General features: G+C 56.1%; 22 protein-coding genes, 2 tRNA genes and 1 riboswitch. Of the genes, 12 read left to right on the forward strand and 12 right to left on the reverse strand.

What is annotated here, in order from left to right; genetic code table 11:
* Positions 1-23: 23 nt before the first annotated feature.
* Positions 24-1,013, reverse strand: coding sequence for a ComEC/Rec2 family competence protein (locus tag DPQ25_RS05075; RefSeq protein ID WP_177576851.1), 990 nt, complete (start codon positions 1,011-1,013; stop codon positions 24-26).
* A 283-nt stretch (positions 1,014-1,296) separates the two neighbouring features.
* Between DPQ25_RS05075 and DPQ25_RS05080 the strand changes: the two genes are divergently transcribed.
* The 3 genes from DPQ25_RS05080 (at position 1,297) to DPQ25_RS05090 (ending at position 4,022) form a co-directional block, all read left to right on the forward strand.
* On the forward strand, positions 1,297-1,677 hold the full coding sequence (locus tag DPQ25_RS05080) for a thioesterase family protein (RefSeq protein ID WP_112332340.1): 381 nt from the start codon (positions 1,297-1,299) through the stop codon (positions 1,675-1,677).
* Between the two features lie 75 nt (positions 1,678-1,752).
* Positions 1,753-1,865, forward strand: a riboswitch (TPP riboswitch).
* A 93-nt stretch (positions 1,866-1,958) separates the two neighbouring features.
* The gene (thiT, locus tag DPQ25_RS05085) at positions 1,959-2,849 is read left to right on the forward strand and encodes an energy-coupled thiamine transporter ThiT (RefSeq protein ID WP_112332107.1); all 891 of its coding nucleotides are present in this window, start codon (positions 1,959-1,961) and stop codon (positions 2,847-2,849) included.
* 267 nt (positions 2,850-3,116) lie between these two features.
* Positions 3,117-4,022 (forward strand): AraC family transcriptional regulator, encoded by a 906-nt coding sequence (locus DPQ25_RS05090; RefSeq protein WP_112332108.1) that lies wholly within the window; start codon positions 3,117-3,119, stop codon positions 4,020-4,022.
* Between the two features lie 250 nt (positions 4,023-4,272).
* On the opposite strand, the gene ptsP is transcribed toward DPQ25_RS05090, so the two are convergent.
* The 5 genes from ptsP to DPQ25_RS05115 all read right to left on the reverse strand — a co-directional run bounded on the left by ptsP (position 4,273) and on the right by DPQ25_RS05115 (position 10,138).
* Positions 4,273-5,982 (reverse strand): phosphoenolpyruvate--protein phosphotransferase, encoded by a 1,710-nt coding sequence (gene ptsP, locus DPQ25_RS05095; protein ID WP_112332109.1) that lies wholly within the window; start codon positions 5,980-5,982, stop codon positions 4,273-4,275.
* Positions 5,983-6,055: 73 nt separating this feature from the next.
* Positions 6,056-6,319 (reverse strand): HPr family phosphocarrier protein, encoded by a 264-nt coding sequence (locus DPQ25_RS05100; protein ID WP_112332110.1) that lies wholly within the window; start codon positions 6,317-6,319, stop codon positions 6,056-6,058.
* Positions 6,320-6,370: 51 nt separating this feature from the next.
* Positions 6,371-8,353 carry a PTS fructose transporter subunit IIABC gene (locus tag DPQ25_RS05105; RefSeq protein ID WP_112332111.1) on the reverse strand — a complete coding sequence of 661 codons (1,983 nt, stop codon included), beginning with the start codon at positions 8,351-8,353 and terminating at the stop codon, positions 6,371-6,373.
* 50 nt (positions 8,354-8,403) lie between these two features.
* Positions 8,404-9,309: a 1-phosphofructokinase gene (gene pfkB, locus DPQ25_RS05110; protein WP_112332112.1), complete on the reverse strand. Its 906-nt coding sequence runs from the start codon at positions 9,307-9,309 to the stop codon at positions 8,404-8,406.
* Positions 9,310-9,337: 28 nt separating this feature from the next.
* The gene (locus DPQ25_RS05115; protein WP_112332113.1) at positions 9,338-10,138 is read right to left on the reverse strand and encodes a DeoR/GlpR family DNA-binding transcription regulator; all 801 of its coding nucleotides are present in this window, start codon (positions 10,136-10,138) and stop codon (positions 9,338-9,340) included.
* Between the two features lie 475 nt (positions 10,139-10,613).
* On the opposite strand from DPQ25_RS05115, the gene DPQ25_RS05120 reads away from it, so the two are divergent.
* The 3 genes from DPQ25_RS05120 to DPQ25_RS05130 all read left to right on the forward strand — a co-directional run bounded on the left by DPQ25_RS05120 (position 10,614) and on the right by DPQ25_RS05130 (position 13,140).
* Positions 10,614-11,966 (forward strand): sodium-dependent transporter, encoded by a 1,353-nt coding sequence (locus tag DPQ25_RS05120; protein WP_112332341.1) that lies wholly within the window; start codon positions 10,614-10,616, stop codon positions 11,964-11,966.
* A gap of 207 nt (positions 11,967-12,173) precedes the next feature.
* Entirely contained in the window at positions 12,174-12,956 is a 783-nt protein-coding gene (locus tag DPQ25_RS05125) for a DeoR/GlpR family DNA-binding transcription regulator (RefSeq protein WP_177576852.1), read from the forward strand.
* Positions 12,940-13,140 (forward strand): helix-turn-helix domain-containing protein, encoded by a 201-nt coding sequence (locus tag DPQ25_RS05130; RefSeq protein ID WP_112332115.1) that lies wholly within the window; start codon positions 12,940-12,942, stop codon positions 13,138-13,140. Before DPQ25_RS05125 ends, DPQ25_RS05130 begins: the two co-directional genes overlap by 17 nt.
* 204 nt (positions 13,141-13,344) lie before the next feature.
* Here the strand turns inward: DPQ25_RS05130 and DPQ25_RS05135 are convergent, their stop codons facing one another.
* From DPQ25_RS05135 to DPQ25_RS05155, 5 genes are all read right to left on the reverse strand, one after another.
* Entirely contained in the window at positions 13,345-14,073 is a 729-nt protein-coding gene (locus DPQ25_RS05135) for a sugar phosphate isomerase/epimerase family protein (RefSeq protein ID WP_112332116.1), read from the reverse strand.
* Positions 14,074-14,145: 72 nt separating this feature from the next.
* Complete coding sequence (locus DPQ25_RS05140) at positions 14,146-15,195, reverse strand: Gfo/Idh/MocA family protein (protein WP_112332117.1); 1,050 nt, start codon at positions 15,193-15,195, stop codon at positions 14,146-14,148.
* Between the two features lie 52 nt (positions 15,196-15,247).
* Positions 15,248-16,216 (reverse strand): sugar phosphate isomerase/epimerase family protein, encoded by a 969-nt coding sequence (locus DPQ25_RS05145; protein ID WP_112332118.1) that lies wholly within the window; start codon positions 16,214-16,216, stop codon positions 15,248-15,250.
* A 114-nt stretch (positions 16,217-16,330) separates the two neighbouring features.
* On the reverse strand, positions 16,331-17,431 hold the full coding sequence (locus DPQ25_RS05150; RefSeq protein WP_112332119.1) for a Gfo/Idh/MocA family protein: 1,101 nt from the start codon (positions 17,429-17,431) through the stop codon (positions 16,331-16,333).
* 92 nt (positions 17,432-17,523) lie between these two features.
* Entirely contained in the window at positions 17,524-18,246 is a 723-nt protein-coding gene (locus DPQ25_RS05155) for a ThuA domain-containing protein (protein WP_112332120.1), read from the reverse strand.
* A 193-nt stretch (positions 18,247-18,439) separates the two neighbouring features.
* Between DPQ25_RS05155 and DPQ25_RS05160 the strand changes: the two genes are divergently transcribed.
* From DPQ25_RS05160 to DPQ25_RS15300, 4 genes are all read left to right on the forward strand, one after another.
* Positions 18,440-19,297: an AraC family transcriptional regulator gene (locus tag DPQ25_RS05160; protein WP_177576853.1), complete on the forward strand. Its 858-nt coding sequence runs from the start codon at positions 18,440-18,442 to the stop codon at positions 19,295-19,297.
* Positions 19,298-19,426: 129 nt separating this feature from the next.
* Positions 19,427-19,502: transfer RNA gene (locus DPQ25_RS05165), tRNA-Thr, on the forward strand.
* A 53-nt stretch (positions 19,503-19,555) separates the two neighbouring features.
* Positions 19,556-19,640 (forward strand) — tRNA-Tyr (locus DPQ25_RS05170).
* A 514-nt stretch (positions 19,641-20,154) separates the two neighbouring features.
* Complete coding sequence (locus tag DPQ25_RS15300) at positions 20,155-20,340, forward strand: leucine zipper domain-containing protein (RefSeq protein ID WP_112332342.1); 186 nt, start codon at positions 20,155-20,157, stop codon at positions 20,338-20,340.
* A 157-nt stretch (positions 20,341-20,497) separates the two neighbouring features.
* On the opposite strand, the gene DPQ25_RS05185 is transcribed toward DPQ25_RS15300, so the two are convergent.
* Positions 20,498-21,487, reverse strand: coding sequence for a nucleotidyltransferase family protein (locus DPQ25_RS05185; RefSeq protein WP_177576854.1), 990 nt, complete (start codon positions 21,485-21,487; stop codon positions 20,498-20,500).
* Positions 21,488-21,733: 246 nt separating this feature from the next.
* On the opposite strand from DPQ25_RS05185, the gene DPQ25_RS15020 reads away from it, so the two are divergent.
* Positions 21,734-22,123 carry a hypothetical protein gene (locus tag DPQ25_RS15020; RefSeq protein WP_242978234.1) on the forward strand — a complete coding sequence of 130 codons (390 nt, stop codon included), beginning with the start codon at positions 21,734-21,736 and terminating at the stop codon, positions 22,121-22,123.
* 297 nt (positions 22,124-22,420) lie between these two features.
* Positions 22,421-22,672 carry an integrase core domain-containing protein gene (locus tag DPQ25_RS15025; RefSeq protein WP_242978235.1) on the forward strand — a complete coding sequence of 84 codons (252 nt, stop codon included), beginning with the start codon at positions 22,421-22,423 and terminating at the stop codon, positions 22,670-22,672.
* Positions 22,673-22,684: the final 12 nt, after the last annotated feature.

The following is a 22,684-nucleotide window of genomic DNA, read 5'->3' on the forward strand; positions in this document are numbered from 1 at the left end:
GCCCGCCGCTGGAACTCCGCCCGTCAGCCCTGCCCGTACTTATCCGGCAGTACGGAGGGCAGCCCGGTGGTAAACGCGATGGCATCGCCGTCGCACTGTGCCAGGAGCGTGTCCTGCTGGTCCGTGCGGTAAATGGAGATTCCGGCCTTGTTCAGCCGTTTGACGACCGGGTCGGACGGGTGGCCGTAGTCGTTGTCCAGCCCGCAGGAGATTACGGCGGCGCCGGGGTGGACTGCCGCCAGGAAATCCGCAGAGGTGGAGGTCTTGCTGCCGTGGTGCCCGCACTTGAGCACGTCGGCGCTCAGGTCGGCGCCGCTGGCGAGCAGCGCATCCTCAACCTCCTTTTCCGCATCCCCGGTGAAGAGGAAGGAACGGTTGCCGCAGGTGAGCTTTGCCACCACGGAGTAATTGTTGAGGTTGTCGTCATCATTTTCCAGCGGTGCCAGCAGCGTCAGCCGGATGTCAGCCGTCTCGTTTTCATACAGTACGGCGCCCGGCGTTGCCCTCGTGACCTTCAGCCCTTTTTCGGCAATGGCGTCCAGTACGCTTTCATAGGTTTTTGTGGTGGGTGTGGCATCGGCGGAGAGATCCGGCATGCAGACCTTGCCGATCTCCAGCGACCGGATGACGGTGTCCATTCCGCCGATGTGATCCTCGTGCGGATGGGTGGCGATTAGGACGTCGATACGGCTGACGCCCAGGTCCTTCAGGTATTCGGGCAGCTCGTCCTCGGTAGCGTTCGTGCCGGCGTCTATCAGGATATTGACGCCGTCCGGCAGGCGGATGAGCTCGCTGTCGCCCTGGCCGACATCCAAAAAATAGACCCGCGTCTGATTTTCATCGGCCAGGGATGTGCTGGGGGCATCCGCCTGGTCCGCGGGCCTGTCCTGAAAATATTGGACGGCCCAGCCGCCAATGGCTACCGCCGCCGCGGCAAAGAGCGCCCAAAGCGGGTAAAACCTGGGCTTTTTGGGTTTGCGCTGGGATGAATATTTTTTTACGTAACGGGCCATGCTTTCCTCCCTGTCTGTCCGGTATGAGAATTGTAACCGGCGGCTCTTTGTGCTATAATGGCAGCAGGCCCCCGGGCTGTTGCACGAAAATTCCCCCTTGCGGGGCCTCGCTTGCCTTGTTTGGCTGCTTGGTTTATTTGCAGCTGCGGGCCTGGTATTCGGGCGCGGCCCCGGTTCAGGGCGAGGGGCTCTGTGAAGCTGCTTGGTGAAAATTTCTATAGGCGGGCCGTGCTGATGCGGCTGCCCGCAGTACTTATTATAACGGAAGGGAGCGCATTTGACAATGAATCCGAATGAGCTGATTAAAAAATTCACCGTAGGTCCTAGCCAGCTGGCCACCGCCATGGGCAGCGGCAGCGTGGAGGTGCTGGCGACCCCGGCAGTGGCCGCGATGATGGAGAACACGGCGGCGGCCCTGGCCCAGGCCTGCTTGGAGGACGGGCTGACCACCGTGGGCACCAGGCTGGCCCTTAACCACAAGGCCGCCAGCCCGGTTGGCGCCGAGATTACCGTGCGCGCTGTGCTGGAGGCCCGGGAGGGGCGGGTGTTCCGCTTTACCCTGACAGCCAGCGACAACGCCGGCGAAATTGCCGACGGCGTCCATGAGCGTGTCTCGGTAAAGCAGGCGAGCTTTGCCGAAAAAGCGAAGGCCCGGCTGGCCTGAGCCGGTTTGCCGCCTGCAAAACCGGGCGTTTGCGTGGGGAGTTGACAAATTCCGACGGATGTATTATTATAAGAATGAACTGAATCGGGGCGCTGCGTAACCGCGGCTGAGATGGAGCGAAGTGACGCTCATGTCCCTTGAACCTGATCTGGGTAATGCCAGCGTAGGAAAAAACGAGGTCTTTAGACCCGCGCTTTGCTGTGGCTTGCCATTTGCACTGCGCGGGCTTTCCTTTTTTCAAGATGGGTTTGCGGTTCAAATTGAATTGACGGAGGTTTTTTATGGCTACGCAAGCTGCAAAGGCTGCGCAAAAGCGCAGCAATGTTCTGCGCATCACGGAGAGCGCGATTATGATCGCTTTCGCCACGGTGCTCAGCGAGGTTAAGGTGATGGATATGCCCATGGGTGGGTCCATTACCGCGTTCAGTATGCTGCCGGTGGCGATCATCGCTTACCGCTACGGCATGAAATGGGGGTTCTTTACCGGGTTTGTCAGCGGATTGTTCCAGATGCTGCTTGGAATGAAGAACCTGCAATACGGCACCAGTTTCTGGGCTGTGGCATGTATTATTTTGTTTGATTACCTGGTGGCCTTCGGTGTGCTGGGCTTCGGCGGCTTGTTCCGCGGCAAAATCAAAAACCAGGGCCTGGCCTTGGCGGCAGGCAGCGTGGTGGCTTGTGTGCTGCGCTTTTGCTGCCATTTTATCACCGGACTGTTCATTTGGGGGGTGTGGGCGCCGGAGGGGATGCCCGCCTGGCTGTACTCGGTTGTCTACAACGGCTCCTATATGCTGCCGGAAACCATCATCACGGTAGCGGGCGCGCTGCTGATCTCGCTCTTCCTCGACTTCAGCAGCCCGAGCATTACCCGCCGCCGCGCCAAAACGGAGGAGGCTCTGCCGCGCAATAACGCGGCGCTCGCGGCAAAGCTGGTGGGGGTTGTTACCGTAATCGGCGGCATTCTCTACAGCGTTTCCAGCGTGATTTATACTTTCAGCGCCAGTGTGCAGAGCGGCACGGAGATGGAGCTTTCCTCCGCCGCCGTTACCGGCACGGTCGTTGTCTGCGCGGTTGCGGGCGTGGTGCTCTATGCGCTTGGGGAGATGGTACAGCTGCTCTCGGACATCCGTGAGAATCAGCTGAAAAACAAGAAAAATAACACACAGGACTAATGCCGGGCCTTTTACAGGCCTGAATGGAACGCGCCTTTCCCGGCTGCTTGCGGGGGAGGGCGCGTTTTTTCACCACGTCTGGCTGTGCGGGGTTGTGCGTGCCGGTTTGCGTTTAGGCGGCGGTATAACGGGAAATAAACCGGCCTTTCTGGAAAATGCGAAGGCTGCCCGCCGCTCAGGATGGCTAAACCGGATAAGCGGGCGAGATTTTCTTATGGTAGACTATGGATTACCGGGCAGATTGCCGGGCGGAAGGGGGAATAGAAAATGGAGTACGAGGCGGTTGTCCAATCGGCCCTGGAGGAAATTGACCGGAGGATTAAGGGGGATATTTATGTGGAGGATTTGGCGCGCGCCGCCCATTATTCCACCCATCACTTCCGCAGAGTGTTTATGCGGGTGACCGGAACGCCGGTCGTGAGCTATATTACCCGGCGCAAGCTGGAGCACGCGCTGTATGAGCTGTCAAAGGGCAGGCGGATCCTGGAGGTTGCGGTGGAGTATGGGTTTGAGACCCACGCGGGGTTTACCAGGGCCTTTAAAAGGGCCTTCGGCTCCCCGCCCTCGCTGTACTGCCTGCATGTCCCGGCATGCCCGCCGGAAAGGGCGGCGGTTTACAGTGTGAGATTAAAACAGGAGGCAATGAATATGCAGGTTCAAATCAAGGAGATCCAGCCCTTCGACATCGTCGGCTACGCATCGCGCCACCGGCTGCCGGGCGTAGGGAACATTTCCGACATCCCGGGCTACTGGGAGAAGATCAATCTGGAATACGGGGCGGCGCTTACCACGCTGCACGACACCTACCGGCAGTCGCGCCACTGCGAGGTCGCGGTCTGTTTTGACCTGGACGAGCGGCAGGCGTGCTTTACGTACATGCTTGGTGTCGGGGTTGACGGGGCGGATGCCGCCGTCCCGCAGCGCCCGGGAACCTACCGCCGCCGCATACAAGGCGGCCTATATGCGGTCTTTACAACACCGAGGGTCGCGGAGGACCAGTATGTACAGTCCATACACGACACCTGGGGGCAGGTTCTCGGCAGCTGGCTTCCCCAATCGGGCTATGAATATGACGAGGCCCGGGAGGGCTACGAATATTATGATGAGCGCGACCACGGAGAGACGGCACAAATGGATATTTACGTGCCCGTTCGTAAACGCGGTAAGGCGTAGGCCGTATGGTGTAAAGCTGGAAAAGCGCCGGTCCTGTTTTTTTAACAGGGCCGGCGCTTTTTACCGGGTACGCACTGGTACCGCTGCGGCGCTAAGGCCAATTTGGGTACACGGAACACATTCGCCTGCCCGGCGCCCACCCGAGCCTGAGAAGGGAAGAATAGATCGGGCGGCGGCCATATAGCGGCGCCGGGAGCAACGCGCAGGCCTCTGCTGGGCTGCTGGTTTGCTGGTTTGTCCCGGCCCGTGTTCAGTGGCCTGAGCTGGCAGCTTTCAGATAGCCGCCGATTCCGGCGGACCCGGAGAGGCTCATCGCCTCTGCGGCCACATGGCCCGCGGCCTCCTTATGCCAGGTGGAAATATGGCGTCTGGTTGCCAATACGGCGGAAGGGCTTACGCTGAATTCATCCAGTCCAAAGGAGAGCAGGAGCGGAATCAGGCAGGGGTCTGCGGCGGCCTCGCCGCACATGCCCACGGGGATCCCGGCCGTCTTTGCGGCGGTGATGATATTTTGAATGCTGCGCAGGACAGCCGGGTGAAGCGGTGTGTAGAGCTTTTCCACCTTGGCGTTGCCGCGGTCCACTGCAAGGACGTACTGAGTGAGGTCGTTGGTGCCTATGCTGAAAAAGTCGGCCTCTTGGGCGAACAGGTCGGCTGTCAGCGCTGCGGCCGGTGTTTCCATCATTACACCGAGGGCGATTTGCCCGTCGTAGGCCTTTCCCTCGGCCTCCAGCTCCGCCTTGCATTCTGAAAGCAGGACCTTGGCGGCGCGGACCTCATCCACGCTGGTAACAAGCGGGAGCATGACCTTGATATTGCGGTGCTGCGCGCCGGCCCGCAGCAGGGCCCTCAGCTGAACCCGGAACAGATCCGGGCGGTCCAGGCAGTAACGGATGGCGCGGTGCCCGAGGAAGGGGTTCTCCTCCTTGTCCATGGACAGGTAAGCGATGTCTTTATCCCCGCCGATGTCGAGGGTGCGGATGATGACCTCCTTGCCCTGCATGAGGGAAGAAACCTGGCGGTATACTTCATACTGTTCCTCCTCACTGGGGAGTGCAGGGCGGTCCATGAACAAAAATTCAGTGCGGAAAAGGCCGATTCCCTCCGCGCTGGAGGCTGCCGCGGCTTCGGCGTCCGCCAGGGAGCCGATGTTGGCATAGAGCTGGTAGGCGTTCCCGTCGGCATCGACAGTGGGCTTGCCCCGGTAAGCTTCGAGCAGCTCGCGCTGCTTCAGCTGCTCCGTCCGCTTTGCCCGGTAAGCCTCCAGGGTCCGTTCGTCGGGGGAGAGGATGGCCTCGCCGCTGTCTCCGTCCAAAATAACGCGGTCTCCGTCCCGCACCCGGCCCAGGTCCACGCTCAGCACGGCGGGCAGCTCTAGCGCACGGGCCAAAATAGCCGAATGGCTGGTCTTTCCACCCGTCCCGGTCAGAATACCGGCGATGTTCTCCTTTTTCAGGCCCACGGTCATGCTGGGGGTGAGGTCATGCGCCACCAGGACGGTTCCCGGCGGCAGCGCGGAGACATCGGTGCCCGTTCTGCCCAGCAGAATGCCCAGCATGCGGGTGCGGATGTCGCGCACGTCGGTGGCGCGCTGGCGCATAAGCTCGTCGTCAACGCCGGCGAACATGTCGGCATAAAGGCTGCAAACGGCGTCTACCGCGGCCTCCGCACAGTTACCGGCATCGATGCTGTCGTTCATTTGGGACAGCATGAACGGGTCGTTAAGCATCATGATCTGGCCGGTGAGAATTTCGGATTCCTTTTCGCCCACGCGGGCCTTAATGTCGTCCGCCATGGATTGTGTGCGGGCCTGAAAGGCCTCAATGGCTTTTTGCAGCCGTGCCTTTTCCTTTTCCTTGCCGGCGGAAACAACCGCGGAGTAGTCGAGGTCCTGCTCTTGAATACAGACGGCGCGGCCGATTCCGATTCCGGACGAGGCGCCAATACCGTGTAGTGTCATCACACGCTCCCCTTTCAGCTGTCGGTTTATCGGGTGCGCGCCGCTTATCGGGTGCGCGCCCGTTTGACTGCCCTTATTCGCCCAGGCCGGAGTCAATCAGTTCAATAATAGCCTTGAGCGCCTTCTCCTCGTCGGGCCCGTCGCAGCGGACCTCCACCTCGGCGCCCTGCTTAATGCAGGCTGCCATCAGGTTCATAATGCTTTTGCCGTTGATCTCCTTGCCGTTGGCCAGGAGGGTTACGTCACAGTTGAACGGCGTTACGGTCTGAATAAAGAGCTGCGCGGGGCGCATGTGCATGCCCATGGGGTTGACGATGGTTGTTTTTTTGGAAGTCATAATCAATTCTCTCCTTTATCAAACAGATGAATTTTATTTTTCAGCGGGGATTTATTTTGAGAGCTGTTCGGGGGTGCGGTTTTTCCGCAGCAGCGCAAGCAGCAGCATACCGATAATGGAGCCGGCTACCAGAGCCACAACATAGCCGAACACATTGCCGATGACGGGGAAGACAAAGATGCCGCCGTGCGGGGCCGGGAGGGTGCACTGGAACAGCATGCTCAACGCGCCGGCTACAGCCGAGCCTACCGCGCAGGAGGGAATAACGCGCAGCGGGTCGGATGCGGCGAACGGGATGGCGCCTTCGGTGATGAAGCAGAGGCCCATGATGTAGTTGACAATGCCGGATTTGCGCTCATCCGGGGTGAACTTTTTCTTAAAGAAGGTGGTGGCCAGGGCAATCGCAATTGGCGGGACCATGCCGCCGACCATAACGGCTGCCATCATCTGGTAGGCAATGTCATTGGAAGCAGCGCCCGCCGCGGCGGCAGTAGCAATAGCGCCGGTGCCGGTTACATAGGCGGCCTTGTTAAACGGCCCGCCCATGTCGATGCTCATCATTGCTGCCATGACGGCGCCCAGGAGGATACGGCTGGATTCGCCGAGCGAGTTGAGGAAGGAGGTCAGCCCGGTGTTGATCAGGCTCATGACCGGGTTGACCAGGCACATGAACGCACCCATGAAGAGGACGCCGATGAGCGGATAAATCAGGATGGGCTTGATGCCCTCCAGGCTGCGGGGGAGCTTGTCGCAGGCCTTGCGCAGGCCGAGCATGAAGTAGCCGCCGGCAAAACCGGCGAGCAGCGCGCCCAGGAAGCCCGCGGGGATGGGGGCGCTGCCGGTTGAGATGGTCCAGAAGGAGGTGCCGACGCTGGCGAGATAGCCGCCGACAAAGCCGACAGCCAGGCCGGGACGGTCCGCAATGCTGTAAGCGATGTAGCCCGCCAGGATGGGCAGCATAAAGCTGAAGGCCGCGTTGCCAACCGTCTTGAAGAAAGCGGCGACAGGGGTGTTCATGCCGAAGTTGGCGGGGTTGATGGCAGCATCGTCAAACAGGAAGGCCAGCGCAATCAGGATGCCGCCGCCGATTACAAACGGCAGCATGTGGGAGACGCCGTTCATCAGGTGCTTGTAAATCTGGCGTCCGGCGGACTCGTTCTTTGTGGCGGCGCTGCTCTCGGCTGCGCCTTCATGCTTATAAACGGGGACATTCCCGCTTTCAATGCGCTGAATCAGCGCCTCGGGCTTGTGAATACCGTCGGATACGGGGACAAAGAGGACCCTTTTCCCGGAAAAGCGGGCAGTTTCCACATTTTTATCCGCCGCAATGATAATGCCGTCCGCCGCTTCGATCTCCTCAGGCGTAAGCACATTTTTTGCGCCGCCGCTGCCATTGGTTTCGGCCTTGAGGGGCAGGCCGAGCTTCTGGCCCGCCTTTTCCAGGGCCTCCGCCGCCATATAGGTGTGTGCAATACCGGTAGGGCAGGCGGTAACGGCAAGGATGCGGTAGCCGCTCTTTTCAGCGGGCAGGCTTTCTTTGACGGGCTCTGCCGGTGCGGCGGCCTCCTGCGCGCCGTATTTGGCCTGCTCATAACGGTCAATTACCGCGAGGAAGGCATCGGCATCCCCGGCTGCGCGCAGCTCAGCGGAGAAGGCGGGGTCCATCAGCAGCACCATCAGGTGAGAGAGAATTTCCAAATGTACATTTCCGTCCATCGGGGCGGCAATCATAAAGAATAGGTCGGAGGGCTGGCCGTCCATGGCGCCGTAGTCCACGCCGCGGTCAAGGGTGACGGCGGCAAGGCTGGGCTCGCGCACGCAACCGGCTTTGGCGTGCGGTACGGCAATGCCGGCCTCTATGGCGGTGCTGCTCTGTGCCTCGCGCGCCAGAATCGCCTGCTTATAGGCCTCTTTGTCCGTCAGGGCGCCGCCCTTTTCCTGTAGCCCGACCATCAGGTCAATTGCCGCATTTTTATCCGCCGCACTGGTGTGAAGAAGAATTTTTTCCTTGCTCAACAGGTCAACAATTCGCATGGTGGATGCTCCTTTCTCTGTGTAGGTTGTTCCTTTTTATTCCGTGCCGTTCAGGGCAGATTCTGAAAGAGCTTCATTACCGCGCCTTTGGTGGCGAGGCCGTCCGAAAAGGCGGTGGCGCTGCCAGTGGCGGCGCCCATTTTCAGCGCATGGGCATAGTCGCGCTTTTCCAGCCAGCCGGCCAGAAAACCGGCGACCATGGAGTCCCCCGCGCCGACGGAATTTTTTACCGTTCCCTCGGGGGCAAAAATTTTATGGTAACGCCCGGTTTCATCCAGTAGGATAGCCCCCTTCGCCGCCATGGAAACCAGGACGTTGCGCGCGCCGCGCTGCTGAAGAACCGCGGCACCCTGCCTGATCTCTTCGTCGGTCCGGAGCTCCCGGCCGAGAATGGCGCCGAGCTCAAGATGGTTGGGCTTAATGAGAAACGGGCGGTAGGCGAGCACGTTGCAGAGCAGGTCACGCTCGGCATCGACGGCAACCTGCACGCCGTGCCCGTCGAGCCGCGCCAGAATCTGCTCGTAAATATCATCCGGGAGCGAGGCCGGGATGCTGCCTGCCAGAACCAGGTAATCGCCCTGCCGCAGGCGGGAGAGCTTTTCAAAAAGCCCGTTCAGAGCCTGCGCCGGAATGTCGGGCCCCTGGCCGTTGATCTCGGTCTCGCGCCCGGCCTTGATTTTTACATTGATGCGGGTGAGCCCGGCGGGCAGCTCGATAAAATCCATCCGCACGCCGGCCTGTGCGAGTCCCTGTGCGACGGCCCGGCCGGTAAAGCCCGCCAAAAAGCCCAGCGCGATATTTTCGACGCCTAAATTGCGCAGGACCATGGAGACATTGATGCCCTTGCCGCCGAATTGGAGCTGCTCCTCCGTTGTGCGGTTGACGCTTCCGGCCTCGAAGGAGGACATGTGCACCACATAGTCGATAGCCGGGTTAAAGGTGACGGTGTAAATCATTGTGTTCATCCCTCCCGATGCTTTTTATTTATAGGTTGGGTTTTGCGGGGCGGCTTGTTTTTTCGCTTTTAGAGCCGGCCTCCACTTCTTTGATGACGGCGTGCTGGCGGTAGGCTTCGTCCGGCAGGCGGCTGGTGATGATGCAGACCTTGTTCATCGGGCAAATGGTCACCGCGGCGGCCTTGCCGAATTTGCTGGAGTCTGCCAGCACATAGGTCATGTAAGCCTGTTCCACGGCCTTGGCCTTGATGCGGGCCTCCTCGGTGTCGGGGGTGGTAACGCCTTCCTTGACTGTGACGCCGTTGGCCCCCAAAAAGGCCTTGGTAAAGTGGTAGCCCTGCAGGCCCTCCAGGGCGACGCCGCCGACAATGGCCTCGGTGCCGGGCTTGAGCAGCCCGCCCACCACGTAGGCGCGCAGCCCCATTTCTACCAGGCGGCGGGCGCAGGTGATGCCGGTGGTGACAAAGGCCGCCCGGGATTTTGTCAGGTGCTCTACCATGCGGATGACGGTGGTTCCAGCATCCAGAAAGACAAAATCGTCGTCGTTGACCTGCGCGGCAGCATAGCGGGCTATGCGCTCCTTCTCGTCGATGTGCAGCTTGGATTTTGTGACAAAATCCGGCTCGTCGGACCCGGACTGCACCGTCTCCCGCAGGGCGACGGCTCCGCCGTGTACCTTGGTAAGCCTTCCCTGCCGGTCAAGCGCCGTCAGGTCCCGGCGCGCCGTTGCCTCGGAGATGCCCAGCTTTTCACAGAGCTGAGAAATACTGACGGTCTGCTGCTTTTCCAGCAGCTCTAAAATGATGCCGAACCTTTCCTCCGCTAACATAAGACATTCACCATACCTTGCAATGATTTGCTGGAATTTGATTGATTTTCTTGGATTGATTTTAATATACCACATAAATCAGTCAAAATCAATTATTTTCAATCAAAATAAGTCTTGAATAATATACAAATATTGAAGTTTGCTTTTGTATGATTTGGCAAAAAAGCCTGGACAAACCGGCCTGTCCGCCCGGAATGGCCTTGAAAGGGCGAGGCGGCGGCGCTGGACAGCGGCGCTGGACGGCGGCGCCGGGTGACGCGGGAGGAACGGCAAAAGGCGTCAAAATGGCGCGGCGGGCGGGGTAAATTTTAGTATCGGATAAAAGCAAATGTTTTATGCGGAAGAAGCCGGAGGACAGGATTGTGCCGGGAAAAGCCGTTTGTCCGCTGCGGCGGGCGAATTGACAAAAGCATATAAAACTATTAAAATCTTATTGACAAGGGGCCGCAGGCTCCGTTGGGGAAGGATGGATTTTATGAACAAGCAGCAGGCTGCGGCGGACGGGATAAGGCGGCGGGACGGGTTTGCCTCGCATTGGGGGTATGTTCTGGCCTGTATTGGCTCCGCGGTGGGCATGGGCAACATTTGGATGTTCCCCAGCCGGGTGTCAAAATATGGCGGCGGGTCTTTTCTCATCCCCTATTTTCTGTTTGTCGCCATCATCGGTTTTTCGGGCGTAATCGGTGAAATGGCTTTTGGGCGGGTGACGCGTTCCGGCCCGGTGGGGGCGTTTCAAAAAGCGCTGGAATCCCGCGGGGGCAGCGGCAGGGCCGGCAGGGTGCTGGGCGCCGTGCCGGTTCTGGGTTCGCTGGCGCTGGCAATTGGTTATGCTGTTGTAATGGGCTGGATATTAAAGTACACCGTAGGGGCCTTTACCGGCGAGACGCTGGCGCCGGCGGATGTGGACGGCTTCTCCGCGCAGTTTGGGCAGATGGCCTCCAGCTTTGGGAACAATTTTTGGCAGGTAGCCGGCCTGGTGCTGGTGGCGGTCATTTTGATTGCCGGCATCGGGGCCGGGATTGAGAAGGTCAACAAGATTATGATGCCGCTGTTTTTTCTGATGTTTGCCGGGCTGGCGGTGTACATGGCCTTTCAGCCGGGCGCGGCGGCGGGCTACCGGTATATGTTTACCGTGGATGAAAACATTGCCAACCCTATGACCTGGGTTTACGCCCTAGGGCAGGCCTTTTTCTCGCTCTCCCTGGCGGGCAACGGCACATTAATCTACGGGTCCTATCTGAAGGACGATGAGGACATCATCGGCTCGGCATGGAAGGTCGCGCTCTTCGACACCATGGCGGCGATGCTGGCGGCGCTGGTTATCATCCCCGCCATGGCGACCGCGGGCGTCAATCTGTTTGACGGCGGCCCCGGCCTGCTGTTTATTCATCTGCCAAATCTGTTCAAGGGCATTCCCGGCGGCGCGGTGCTGGCAGCAGTTTTCTTTATCGCGGTGTTCTTTGCCGGCATCACCTCGCTCATAAATCTGTTTGAAGCGCCAATCGCCACCCTGCAGGAGCGGCTCGGGCTTACGCGCGCACAGGCGGTATTGGCCATTCTGGGCATCGGCACAGTAATAAGCCTGTGCATCCAGGCAATTGTCGGCGAGTGGATGGACGCGGTTTCCATTTACATCTGCCCCCTGGGTGCAGGAATGGCGGGTATTCTGTTTTACTGGGTATTCGGTTCAAAATTTGCCCGCGCGGAACTGCAAAAGGGCCGGAAGCGCCCCATTGGCCGCTGGCTGGAGCCAATGACAAAATATGTGTTTTGCGGGCTGACCGCGGCGGTTTTTGTCCTTGGTATTGTATTTCAGGGGATCGGATAAATTGCAAGGGGCTTGTTCCTCTGTTCAAATAGACAAACCAAAAGGACGCTTTTCCCGGCTGTGGGGAAAGCGTCCTTTTTAGATAGGATGGGCACATCACATAAATCAACGCAAATTCGATTACTGATTATATTGAATTACTTCTGAATGTGTGTTATTATACTGCTGTCAAATTCGGTAGCAGTATTTTTAAAGGAGGTTATCGCAATGTTTATGGAGGAACGGCAGCAGGAAATTGCGGAAGCTATCGCTAGGAGCGGCAAGATACTTATTGCTGAAATCGTGGAGAAGTACCATATCTCGGACGAGTCCGCCCGCAGGGACCTGCGCATGCTGGAGCAGAAGGGCTTGTGCAAGCGCACGCACGGCGGAGCGATCCGCCTGGGGCAGATTAACATGATTCCGCCGCGCGACCGGGATTACAGCGCTATGCCGGTTTTTGAGAACTACCGCCGGATTGCCCGGCAAGCGGTGAAGCTGGTACAGGAGAACGATGTCATCTACCTTACCAGCGGTTCCTTTGGGTTTATTTTGCTCTCTCTTTTACCGCGCGGCGTCCACTATACGCTGGTTGTCAACAGTGTTGACCTGGCGAAGGAGCTGCGCGCCTGGGACGGCGTCGACGTGTATAGCATCGGGGGAAAGATGCGGCAGAGCGGATCGGTGGTGGACAGCCTGGCTACCGCGTTTGTCGGGCGCTTTCATTTTGACCTCTGTTTTATAACGGGCGCCGGCCTGACCGCCGAGTTCGGCCTGACGAATAACACGGATGAAACGGCGGCGTTCCAGCGGGCGGTAATGAAAAACAGCCGCCGGCGGATCCTGCTGATGCCGGGTACAAAAATTGGCGCGGATTCCATGATCAAGGTCTGTGAAACAGAGGACTTCAGCACCATTATTACCGACTGGGACTGCGATGAGGAACAGGCCGGACAGTTGAGAGAAAAGGGGCCGCAGGTGATGGTGGTTGAAAATGGGGATGACACGTGAAGAGCGGCTGCGCAGCCTGATTTTGGACCGTTATGCCAGTGTCCGGCAGTTTTCTCTGCATGCGGGCGTGCCCTACAGCACGGTGATGACGCTTTTGGCAAGGGGAATCGGCGGCGCTTCCTTTGACACGGTGATGCAGCTCTGCCGGGAGCTCGGCTTGAACCCGTTTGAGCTTTATATATGAAAGCAGGGGCGGGGGCGTGCTATTGCCCGCCGCTTTTAAACAAAGGCCTGTCAGGGCCAAGCACACGGGCCGGGCGGTAAAGGGCGGGCTGCCGGGGCGCGTTTACTTGCTTCCGCATGGGGCCGGCCTCTTTTTCTTCACAATAAAAATGCACAGTGCCAAGAAGGCGCACTGTGCATTTTTTGCAGGATCGTATGGGCCGACTCAGCCCTTATAGTTGTGATGAATCCACTCGATGCTGCGCTGGACGTCGGAGAGGCCGTCGGGGGTGGGGTCGTCGTTCTCAACGACCACCCATTCCACGCCGATTTCAGCGGAAGCGCGGAGAATGCCGAGAATGTCGTTCTTTCCCTCGCCAATAGCGCAGGGATTGCCGTTTTCGTCGCCGTCCTTCAGGTGGACAAGCGCTACGTCCTGGGCATGGTCTTTGAGGTATTGATAGGGGTCAACCCTGCTGTTATAGACCCAATAGGTGTCGGGCTCCAGCTTGCAGAAGCCCGCGATGCGGTCGATGGGCCGCACGCCGTCCGGCAACGGCTCAAACTCGTGGGAGTGGTTGTGGTAGGCCAGGGTGATGCCGTGCGGCTCCGCGGCGGCCCTGGCGGCCTTCATCACGCGTTCCAGGCGGGCCATGTCCTCCTCCGTGGCGGTGGGTGAATAGGAACAGGCGATGATTTTGGCGCCGTCCGCCAGCGTGTAGGCCATAATTTCGTCGAGGCTCGCTTCCAGGCGGTCTACCCCTTCATGGGAGGAGACGGCAACCAGGCCGGCCTCATCCAGAGCGGCTTTGACCTCCTGCGGCGAAAGCCCGGCATAGCCGGCGAACTCAACGCCCTCATAGCCCATCGCCTTGATCTTTTTCATGACCGCTCGCATATCTTCTCCGGATTGAATGCAATCCCGTACGGAGTAAAGCTGCAGCGCAATTTTCATGGTGAAATTCCTCCCTGCTTTTCATTTGTTTTCAGGCACCGCGAAAGCCATAGAACGGCGGGGCGCCCGGAGTTAGATGTCGACCGAGATACAGGTGTGCGTCCGTGCGGACTCAAACACAGCATCGATGACGCGCATGACGCGCAGAGCCTCCTCGGGTTTGACGATCAGCTCTGCTTTGCCGAGGTCCGCATCGCGGAAGTTGCGGTAGTAGTCGCGGGCGTCCGTCTGGACCTCCGGCAGGGCGATCTCCTCAATCGTCTCCTGGGGACGGGGGGCCATGGTGCGGGTTGGGCCCGCTACCGTGTAGACAATGCCGGCCTCCCAGTGCATCTCGCTGGTCTTGGCGCGCACAATTTTGCCCTCGCAGCCGAAGCTGTCAATCTGCAGGGTGCCGGCATCGCCGGAGACATGCCAGCGCGGCAGGTTGATAAAGGTATAGGTGTCGACCTCCACCAGCGCCGACAGCCCGTTTTCAAAGCGGAGCAGCAGCTTGAAGTTGTCGTCCACCTCGGGAAATTTAACGGAGAGCAGGTGCGCGTAAACCTCCTTGACCGGGCTTTTGACCAGCCACATGATCTGGTCAATCAGGTGTACGCCCCAGTCCAGCAGCATGCCGCCGCCGGCCTCCTTGACACAGCGCCAGTCGCCCGGAATGCCCTTGCTGCCCTGTACGCGGGACTCAATATAGAAGGGCTTGCCCAGCGTGCCGTCTTCAATGGCCTTTTTAACAATAAGGAAGTCGCGGTCCCAGCGGCGGTTTTGGTGCACGGTGAACTGGCGGCCGGCCTCCTTGGAGACGGCGATGACCTCCTCCAGCTCTGCGGCGCACATCATCACCGGCTTTTCGCAGATGACGTTTTTTCCGGCGCGCAGCGCCTTGATGGAGAGCTCTTTATGAAAGTTGTTGGGCACGGCGATGATGACCGTGCGGACGGAGGGCTCGGCGAGCAGCTCCTCCAGCGTGTCGAAGCCGCGGATGCCCTTGCTGCGTGCGGCCTCAATGCGCGCTGGGTTGATGTCGTATATACCGGCCAGGTGAAATTCCTCCGGGAGCGTAAGCAGCTGCTCCGTGTGGTAGCTGCCCATTCCGCCGTAGCCGATTACTGCAATTTCATACATAGCATTATTCCCTCTGCTGTCTGTTTAGAATGGAATAGCGGCTGACCGGGGCTTAAGCCCAGTACATGCCGCTCTCGCGGGACTCAAAGATGATGGTGCGCTTGAGCACCTCGATGGCCTTTTCCAGCCCCTCGCGGGTGCTCATCAGGCCGTCCTCATGTTCAATGGAGATGACGCCGTCATAGCCCGCCTTGCGCAGCTCGCTGAAAATAGCGCGCCAGGTGTCCTCGCCGTGGCCGTAACCCACGGTGCGGAAAACCCACGGGCGCTCGTCGATGCGGTCGAAGGAAGGGGTGTCCAGGACGCCGTTGACCGCCGTGTTGTAGGGGTCGATGGCGGTGTCCTTGGCATGGAAGTGGTAGATGGCGCCCTTGAGGGCCCGGATGGCGGCGATGATGTCGATGCCCTGCCAGAAGAGGTGGGAGGGGTCGAGGTTCGCGCCGATGACGGGGCCGACGGCCTCGCGCAGGCGAAGCAGCGTGGAGGGGTTGTAGACGCAGAAGCCGGGGTGGAGCTCAAAGGCAATCTGGTTTACGCCGTGCTCCTGCGCAAATTTGGCTTCCTTTTTCCAATAGGGAATGAGCTTCTCGTTCCACTGCCAGTCGCGGATCTTCTGGAAATCCGGCGGCCAGCTGGCGATGGACCAGTTTGGGTACTGGGAATTTTCGCAGTCGCCCGGGCAGCCGGAGAAGCCGACAATGGTTTTGACACCGATTTTTTCCGCCAGGCAGATTGCGGCCTCAAATTGCTCGTGGTAAGCGTTGGCAATCTCTTTGTTGGGGTGGACGGGGTTGCCGTGGCAGGCCAGCGCCGCGATGTCCAGGCCGTATTTATTGATGGTTTCCATGAACTGGTCGATCAACTCGGGATGCTCCATAAATTGCACGGCGTCCGCGTGCGCGGTGCCCGGGGTACCGCCGCAGCCGATTTCAACCTGTTGAACGCCCAGGCTTTTGAGGTAGCGCAGGGTTTCATCGAGGGACAGGTCGCCCAAAAGAACGGTTAAAACACCCAACTTCATTGGGACACACTCCTTTTTAGCTTTATATAAGCCGGCGCCGCCTGGCCGCTTCCACAGGAACCGGTACAGAACGGCGCCCAGGCTGGTAGCTCAGTGGTTATGCGCGGCGCGGCCTCAGTCGAAGTAGACGGCCTTGCCGGTGCGGGCGGACTCGTAGATCGCATCGAGAATCTGAGTGACGACAAAGGCCTGTTCGGGCTTTACAATCAGCTCGCCCTTGCCCTGGACGGCATCGAGCCAAGTGTTGCATTCGAAGTCCTCCGCGGACATGACCTCCGCGCCCTCGAAGAATGCCACACCCTGCGGGGTTGCGGTCTCGGGCTTGGTGACCGTTTGCTTGTCGTAGACAATATGGTTGATGCGCAGGCCGTCCTTCATGTCCGCGCCCGCCTTGGTGCCGCACAGCATGGTAATGGCCTCGCCCTGGTCCAGCGTGTTCAGCGCCCAGGAGGCGTCAATGGTAATGACGGCGCCGTTTTTCATGGTGACGAAGCCGAAGGCGGAGTCCTCAACCTGGTAGTCCTCATTGTCCCACGTGGAGAAGCCGTTGCCCTGCTCGCCGGGCTTGAGGAGGCGGCCAAGCTTCTCAAAGCTTGCGCCCATGACGCTTTTGGGCTCGTAGTTGTTCATCATCCACAGGGTCAGGTCCAGCGAGTGGGTGCCGATGTCGATCAGCGGCCCGCCGCCCTGCAGCGCTTTGTTCGGGAACACGCCCCAGGTGGGGACGCCGCGGCGGCGGATAGCCTGCGCGCGTGCGTAGTAGATGTCGCCCAGGTCGCCGGCCTCACACATCTTTTTCAGGACCTGGCTGTCCTGGCGGTACCGGTTTTGGTAACCAATGGTCAGCAGCTTGCCGCTCTTCTTCTGGGCGTCGAGCATCTTCTTTGCGTCGGCGGGGGTGGCGGCCATGGGCTTTTCACACATGACGTGCTTGCCGGCCTCCAAAGCGGCGACCGTCAGCTCGCAGTGCGCGACGTTCGGGGTCAGCACATGGACGACATCGATGCGCTCGTCCTTCAAAAGCTCCTTGTAGTCGGTATAGACCTTGGCGTCCGGCGTGCCGTACTCCTTGGCGGCCTTTTCGGCGCGTTCTAAAATCAGGTCGCAGAAAGCGATGATGTCCACACGGCTTTTCTGGTGGGACAGGGCCGGCAGGTGCTTGCCGTTGGCAATGCCGCCGCATCCGATGATGCCTACTTTAATCTTATCACTCACAGTATATCGCTCCTTCAATTTTATAATGTTTGGCAGAGCCTGTTGTAGGCCCGGCCGTTTATTGCCTGAAATGAGAGGGCAGGCGGCTGCGCTTACAGAATGGACGCGCACATACCCTGCTTGGGGACCGGGCCGTCCACGGGCGCCGCCCAGCGGACCGCATTGCAGATGACCTTTTGAATGTCCGGATTGTGGTAGGTGGGGAAGGTTTCGTGGCCCGGCTGAAAATAGAAGATATGCCCGCGCCCGCGGTTGTAGCAGCAGCCGCTGCGGAAAACCTCGCCGCCGGAAAACCAGCTGATAAAGACCAGGTCGTCGGGCTTGGGAATATCAAAGCGCTCGCCGTAGGTTTCTTCATGCTCCAGTATGATGGATTCGCCCAGGCCCTGGACGATGGGATGGCCCGGCTCCACAACCCAGAGGATTTCCTTGTCTCCGGATTCACGCCATTTCAGATTCAGAGTGGTGGTGCCGCACAGCTTGGAGAAAATTTTGGAGGCGTGGGAGGAATGCAGCAAAATCAGGCCCATGCCGTTCTGCACATGCTCATAAACCCGCTGTACGACCTCATCGCCGACCTTTTCGTGCGCCATATGGCCCCACCAGACAAGGACGTCGGTGCTGCCGAGCACCTCCTCGGTCAGGCCGTGCTCGGGCATTTCCAGCGAGGCCAGCCGCGTTTTCATGCCGGCTTTTTCAAGAAAGCCCGCAATGTAGCCGTGGATGCCGTCCGGATAGATTTCCGCGATTTCGGGAACCTGCTTTTCATGAATAAATTCATTCCAAACGGTTACGCGGATTTCCTTTTTTTCCATAGTAAAAGGACTCCTTCCCAGAAGTGTTTTATTGTTAAAAACAGCTCAAGGAAAATTTCATTCTTGAGCTTTTCTTCTACAGAGATTATAATAAAAGCAAAGCTGTTTGTCTTGTCAGTTTCTAGCCACTTGGTGACAAAAGTTGCTGACTTTCACAGAAAAACTTGCCATTTTTCCTAAGGAGGGCTTTTCGGTGCAGGGAACCTATGAATATACAAGAGATAACCACCGGCTGCCCGCCTGCTGGAAAACCGAGAATGATGCGTGTGAACCGCATTTCCACAGCAGCATAGAGGTGCTTTATGTGCTGAAGGGGCAGATTCGGGCGGCGTTGAACGGCCGTCCGGCCCTGGTGGGGGAGGGTGAATTTTTAATTTCACCGAGCTATACCGTGCATTATTACCAGACAGAGGCCTACTCTTATGCCTATGTGCTTACTATTCCGACTGAGGCCATCCCCTCTTACAAATCCTTCCTCTCAAAAAAGACCTTCGCCAATTGCTGCTGCAAGGACCGTTCGGGCGGGGAGATGCGCCACTGCCTGGAGGCCCTCAACCGCTTGACACTGGAGGGGGAAGAGGAATCTATCCGGCGCTTAAATACCATTAAGGGCTACGTCTATGTATTGTTTGGGCTGATGCTGGAGGAAAGCGGCGTTCAGGATGTGTCGGAGAATCAGAATACCTCGCTGGCGAAGGACATTCTGACCTATCTGCAGGCGCACTACCAAGGCGACCTGACACTGGATGCGCTGGCGCAGACCTTCGGCTATAGCAAAAGCCGGTTCTCCCACCTGTTTCATGAATATTTCGGCAGCGGAATTTCGGAATACGTCAATACCCTGCGCTGTAAGGCCGCGGCTGAAGCGCTGGCCCGTCACGAGGTATCCATGGTGGAAATCGCCATGGGGGTGGGCTTTGAGAGCGCCCGCACCTTCTACCGCGCTTTCAAGCGCTGCTATGGCATGACGCCCTCGCAGTACGCCAGCCGCCATACGGCCGGGAAGGTTTATAGGCCCGGTGCTGCGGGCGGTAAATCCATTTTTGGGTAAGCGCGTTGGCGCGGTAAAAATTATTTGAGCGGGTAAGTATTTGTATTTTTTTCAATTTTCCCTTGACATACGGTGCAGAAAATGCTATAGTATTCTGGCACCGTTGATTACCGGTCAATGGTTGTACATGCTGGTGTAGCTCAGTTGGTAGAGCAGCTGATTTGTAATCAGCAGGTCAGGGGTTCAAGTCCGTTCACCAGCTCCAAGAGCAATGCTGAAAGCCGGACAAGACCAGCATGGTTGTTCCGGTACATATTCGGAGGAGTTCCCGAGTGGCCAAAGGGGGCAGACTGTAAATCTGTTGCTTCTTGCTTCGATGGTTCGAATCCATCCTCCTCCACCATCTGGGGTAGACACTTTAGATGTCTACCCCATTTTTGTCAGTATTCATGCGGGTTTGCGGGCTTTTTAGAGCGCAAAATCCAAAGTGATTTTCCATAGATGCCTTTTCCAAAAAACAGCAAAACAAAGACTTTTTATGAGCATAAGCGGAGTTTTCACCTGATTTTTCAGGCTGGGAGCTCCGCTTTTTTGCGTTTACCACCCTTTTTTCCCGTTGTCGGAAGTGTAGAAGTTTCCGGCAGTTTCATAGATAGATTGACGAATCCCCAAAACGGGCCAATTTCAAGCCCTCAAAATACAAGGGGGGAAGTGCGCCCTTTTTAGAATCTCTCCGGCAGGCCGCTGGAGAGGTTTTTGCGGCTGTATAGTATCATGAGAAAGGTACGTAAAAAGATTCAGGACATAGGTAAGTTAAAGGAATAAAATGGACAGAAGAACAACTGAGAAGGAGGTCTTCTGTTTGAGTTGGAAGGAGAGCACAGCAGTGGAACAGAGAAAAGAATTCATACAGGAATATCTGGCAGGAAAAGCAGACAAGCTTTAAGGGCCTCTGTGAAAAATACGGAATATCGGAGAAAACCGGCCACAAGTGGAAAAACCGGTTTTTCGAATATGGATATGCAGGGATTTGTGACCGAAGCAGAACGCCGGAGAACAGCCCGTCTAAGCTGGATGAGGATATGGTGATACGGGTTAATTAAACTGCGGACGGCACATCCAACTTGAGGGCCTAAGAAGATTGCGGTACTGTATCAAAAGGCATGGGATGTGAAACGGGGATAAAGAACCCACTTCCTGGAGCTTTACAAGCAGGTTGTTTTCATAAGGCAGGCTGGGAGCTTGTTTATTGCGTGCATATTATATATACCAATCACCACTGTTTCTAGACAGAGGTTGAATTTTATATTTTTCAAAAAGATCGCTCCACTTTTTTTCATGAAGATAGAAATATACTGCTACAGACACATGCTGCATTATTTCGGCTCTACATAAAAAGAAACGATCCTCATATGGAACACTCCAGTAACCGTATGTAATGTCTTCAAACAAACCTCTACAGCGAATAGCGTCTTTTTCCTTTTCAAAATTCTTTGGAGAAAATATATCCAATATTTTAGATGAAATTAATTCTTCTTTATAGATGATTTTATAGAGATAGTTTGCACAATAGAGGGTGTACGCAATGGAATATTGAATTGTGTGATGTACGAGCTCTTGCTTAAGTAGATTAAAATCTATTTTCCCACTTAGTATATATTTAAAAATATCAATGTATCTTATAACATCATACATATGTTCATACACTTCGTGCCTATATATATGATGACATAAAATAATAAAATCACAATAAATATTAGGAATCCACTGCTCACCTAAAGGTCCATTTTGCAAAGTAGCAGTTTCAATAATACGTGCTACATTTAATTTTTCTTTCATAAAGCGTGGATCCAATCTATGATGTATTTCAACAAGTAATGATTTACTATATAGTGCTGGAAAATGTTGAAACTCTTCTTCCATCAGTATTTCTAATCGTTCACGTCGCTTCATATCATCGTATCCAACAGAATATCCATTTTTAAGAAGAGTATCATATGCTTTTCGTCCGTCCAGAGCGGAAACAAGAATGTCTAAGTCTCCCGCACCACGCTGATCAAGTGTTTGAGAATACAAATTATACAATAAAGAAGCACCTTTGATTAAAATGGGCTTTATTTGGTTCTTTTTAAGCAAATAATTTATTTCGATAATTTCATTTTTTCTATCTGTAAGATAGCCCCGTTTTGCTTGAAATTTACTATTACAAGCCATTAAATAAAACAATTTAATTTTATCTAAATTTGTCATTATAAATCCACCTCCACCATTTTGAACTTCACATGGAGACCAAAATAGTTTGTTAAAATATGTTTTGTATTTAAACATATCAAATTATTAGTTTTTTGTAAAAGATTTTTGAAAATAATTTTTAGTGCACTGCAGGTGCGACAATGATATGTTACAAGGAGGAATAAAAAGAGTAGCGAATAGAGAAAACCTGTGATACGGTAGAGTTGATGAGACAAAACCGAAAAGCAGGTAATCCTATTCGCTATGAATACGATAACACAGGACATGCGGTTTAAGCAAGTGGTAATTGAATATTCTTTCAAAGACGGTGTCACCACGGCAGCCATCCGCTACAAAACCAACCGCCAAAATATCTACCGTTGGCGAAAAAAGTACGACGGAACCGTCCGCTCTCTGGCCGATGGTTCCCACCGTCCTCACAACTATCCAAACCAGTATACCGAAGAAGAAATCAAACTCGTGAAAAATATGCGCCGCCGAAACCCGCATGCGGGTTTGGTTGTGTTTTGGGTCAAACTGCGTCAGCGAGGATATACGCGCTCCATTTCAGGATTGTATAAGCTGCTGGGGCGGATCGACGGTAAGCCTGTTAATCTGCCCGATCCCAAGTATATCCCCAAGCCATCCGAGTAGATGCAATACCCTGGCCAGCGTGTGCAGATCGATGTGAAATTTGTGCCTTCCGCCTGCCTTGTAGGAGGTGCGGCCGAAGAAAAGTTTTACCAATACACATTCATTGACGAATATAGCCGGTTTCGGTATTTGAAGGCTTTTAAAGAACACAGTACCTACTCCTCCACACAATTTCTCAAGCATGTTGTAGAAAAGTTCCCCTATATGCGATTAAGTGTGTTCAGACAGACAATGGCTTTGAGTTTACCAACGAGATGGGCAACAGCAAAAAGAAGCCCCAACCCTATTTGAAAAACTTTGGCTCAGTTCGGCATTAGGCACAAGAAGATCCGGCCATTTACTCCGAGGCACAATGACAAGCTTGAACGCAGCCATCGCAAGGACAACGAGTACTTTTTTGCTTCCCACACATTCTATTCTTTTGAGGATTTCCAAAAGCAATTGGCTGTTCACCAGCGCTATTACAATGATTTTCCCATACGTCCTCTTAACTGGTGTTCTCCCAAACAGGTTCTTCTCTCTTTTTCACATTTTGTAACACATCATTGACAAACTTACAAT

Origin of the sequence: Hydrogeniiclostridium mannosilyticum (genome assembly GCF_003268275.1) — a bacterium.
GTDB classification, from domain to species: domain Bacteria; phylum Bacillota; class Clostridia; order Oscillospirales; family Acutalibacteraceae; genus Hydrogeniiclostridium; species Hydrogeniiclostridium mannosilyticum.

What these genes read in the sequence shown, in the direction of transcription:
- DPQ25_RS05075 (WP_177576851.1), bottom strand. Translation starts at nt 1,013, where the DNA reads ATGGCCCGTTACGTAAAAAAATATTCATCCCAGCGCAAACCCAAAAAG.
- DPQ25_RS05080 (WP_112332340.1), top strand. Translation starts at nt 1,297, where the DNA reads ATGAATCCGAATGAGCTGATTAAAAAATTCACCGTAGGTCCTAGCCAG.
- thiT (WP_112332107.1), top strand. Translation starts at nt 1,959, where the DNA reads ATGGCTACGCAAGCTGCAAAGGCTGCGCAAAAGCGCAGCAATGTTCTG.
- DPQ25_RS05090 (WP_112332108.1), top strand. Translation starts at nt 3,117, where the DNA reads ATGGAGTACGAGGCGGTTGTCCAATCGGCCCTGGAGGAAATTGACCGG.
- ptsP (WP_112332109.1), bottom strand. Translation starts at nt 5,982, where the DNA reads ATGACACTACACGGTATTGGCGCCTCGTCCGGAATCGGAATCGGCCGC.
- DPQ25_RS05100 (WP_112332110.1), bottom strand. Translation starts at nt 6,319, where the DNA reads ATGACTTCCAAAAAAACAACCATCGTCAACCCCATGGGCATGCACATG.
- DPQ25_RS05105 (WP_112332111.1), bottom strand. Translation starts at nt 8,353, where the DNA reads ATGCGAATTGTTGACCTGTTGAGCAAGGAAAAAATTCTTCTTCACACC.
- pfkB (WP_112332112.1), bottom strand. Translation starts at nt 9,309, where the DNA reads ATGATTTACACCGTCACCTTTAACCCGGCTATCGACTATGTGGTGCAC.
- DPQ25_RS05115 (WP_112332113.1), bottom strand. Translation starts at nt 10,138, where the DNA reads ATGTTAGCGGAGGAAAGGTTCGGCATCATTTTAGAGCTGCTGGAAAAG.
- DPQ25_RS05120 (WP_112332341.1), top strand. Translation starts at nt 10,614, where the DNA reads ATGAACAAGCAGCAGGCTGCGGCGGACGGGATAAGGCGGCGGGACGGG.
- DPQ25_RS05125 (WP_177576852.1), top strand. Translation starts at nt 12,174, where the DNA reads ATGTTTATGGAGGAACGGCAGCAGGAAATTGCGGAAGCTATCGCTAGG.
- DPQ25_RS05130 (WP_112332115.1), top strand. Translation starts at nt 12,940, where the DNA reads ATGGGGATGACACGTGAAGAGCGGCTGCGCAGCCTGATTTTGGACCGT.
- DPQ25_RS05135 (WP_112332116.1), bottom strand. Translation starts at nt 14,073, where the DNA reads ATGAAAATTGCGCTGCAGCTTTACTCCGTACGGGATTGCATTCAATCC.
- DPQ25_RS05140 (WP_112332117.1), bottom strand. Translation starts at nt 15,195, where the DNA reads ATGTATGAAATTGCAGTAATCGGCTACGGCGGAATGGGCAGCTACCAC.
- DPQ25_RS05145 (WP_112332118.1), bottom strand. Translation starts at nt 16,216, where the DNA reads ATGAAGTTGGGTGTTTTAACCGTTCTTTTGGGCGACCTGTCCCTCGAT.
- DPQ25_RS05155 (WP_112332120.1), bottom strand. Translation starts at nt 18,246, where the DNA reads ATGGAAAAAAAGGAAATCCGCGTAACCGTTTGGAATGAATTTATTCAT.
- DPQ25_RS05185 (WP_177576854.1), bottom strand. Translation starts at nt 21,487, where the DNA reads ATGACAAATTTAGATAAAATTAAATTGTTTTATTTAATGGCTTGTAAT.
- DPQ25_RS15020 (WP_242978234.1), top strand. Translation starts at nt 21,734, where the DNA reads ATGAATACGATAACACAGGACATGCGGTTTAAGCAAGTGGTAATTGAA.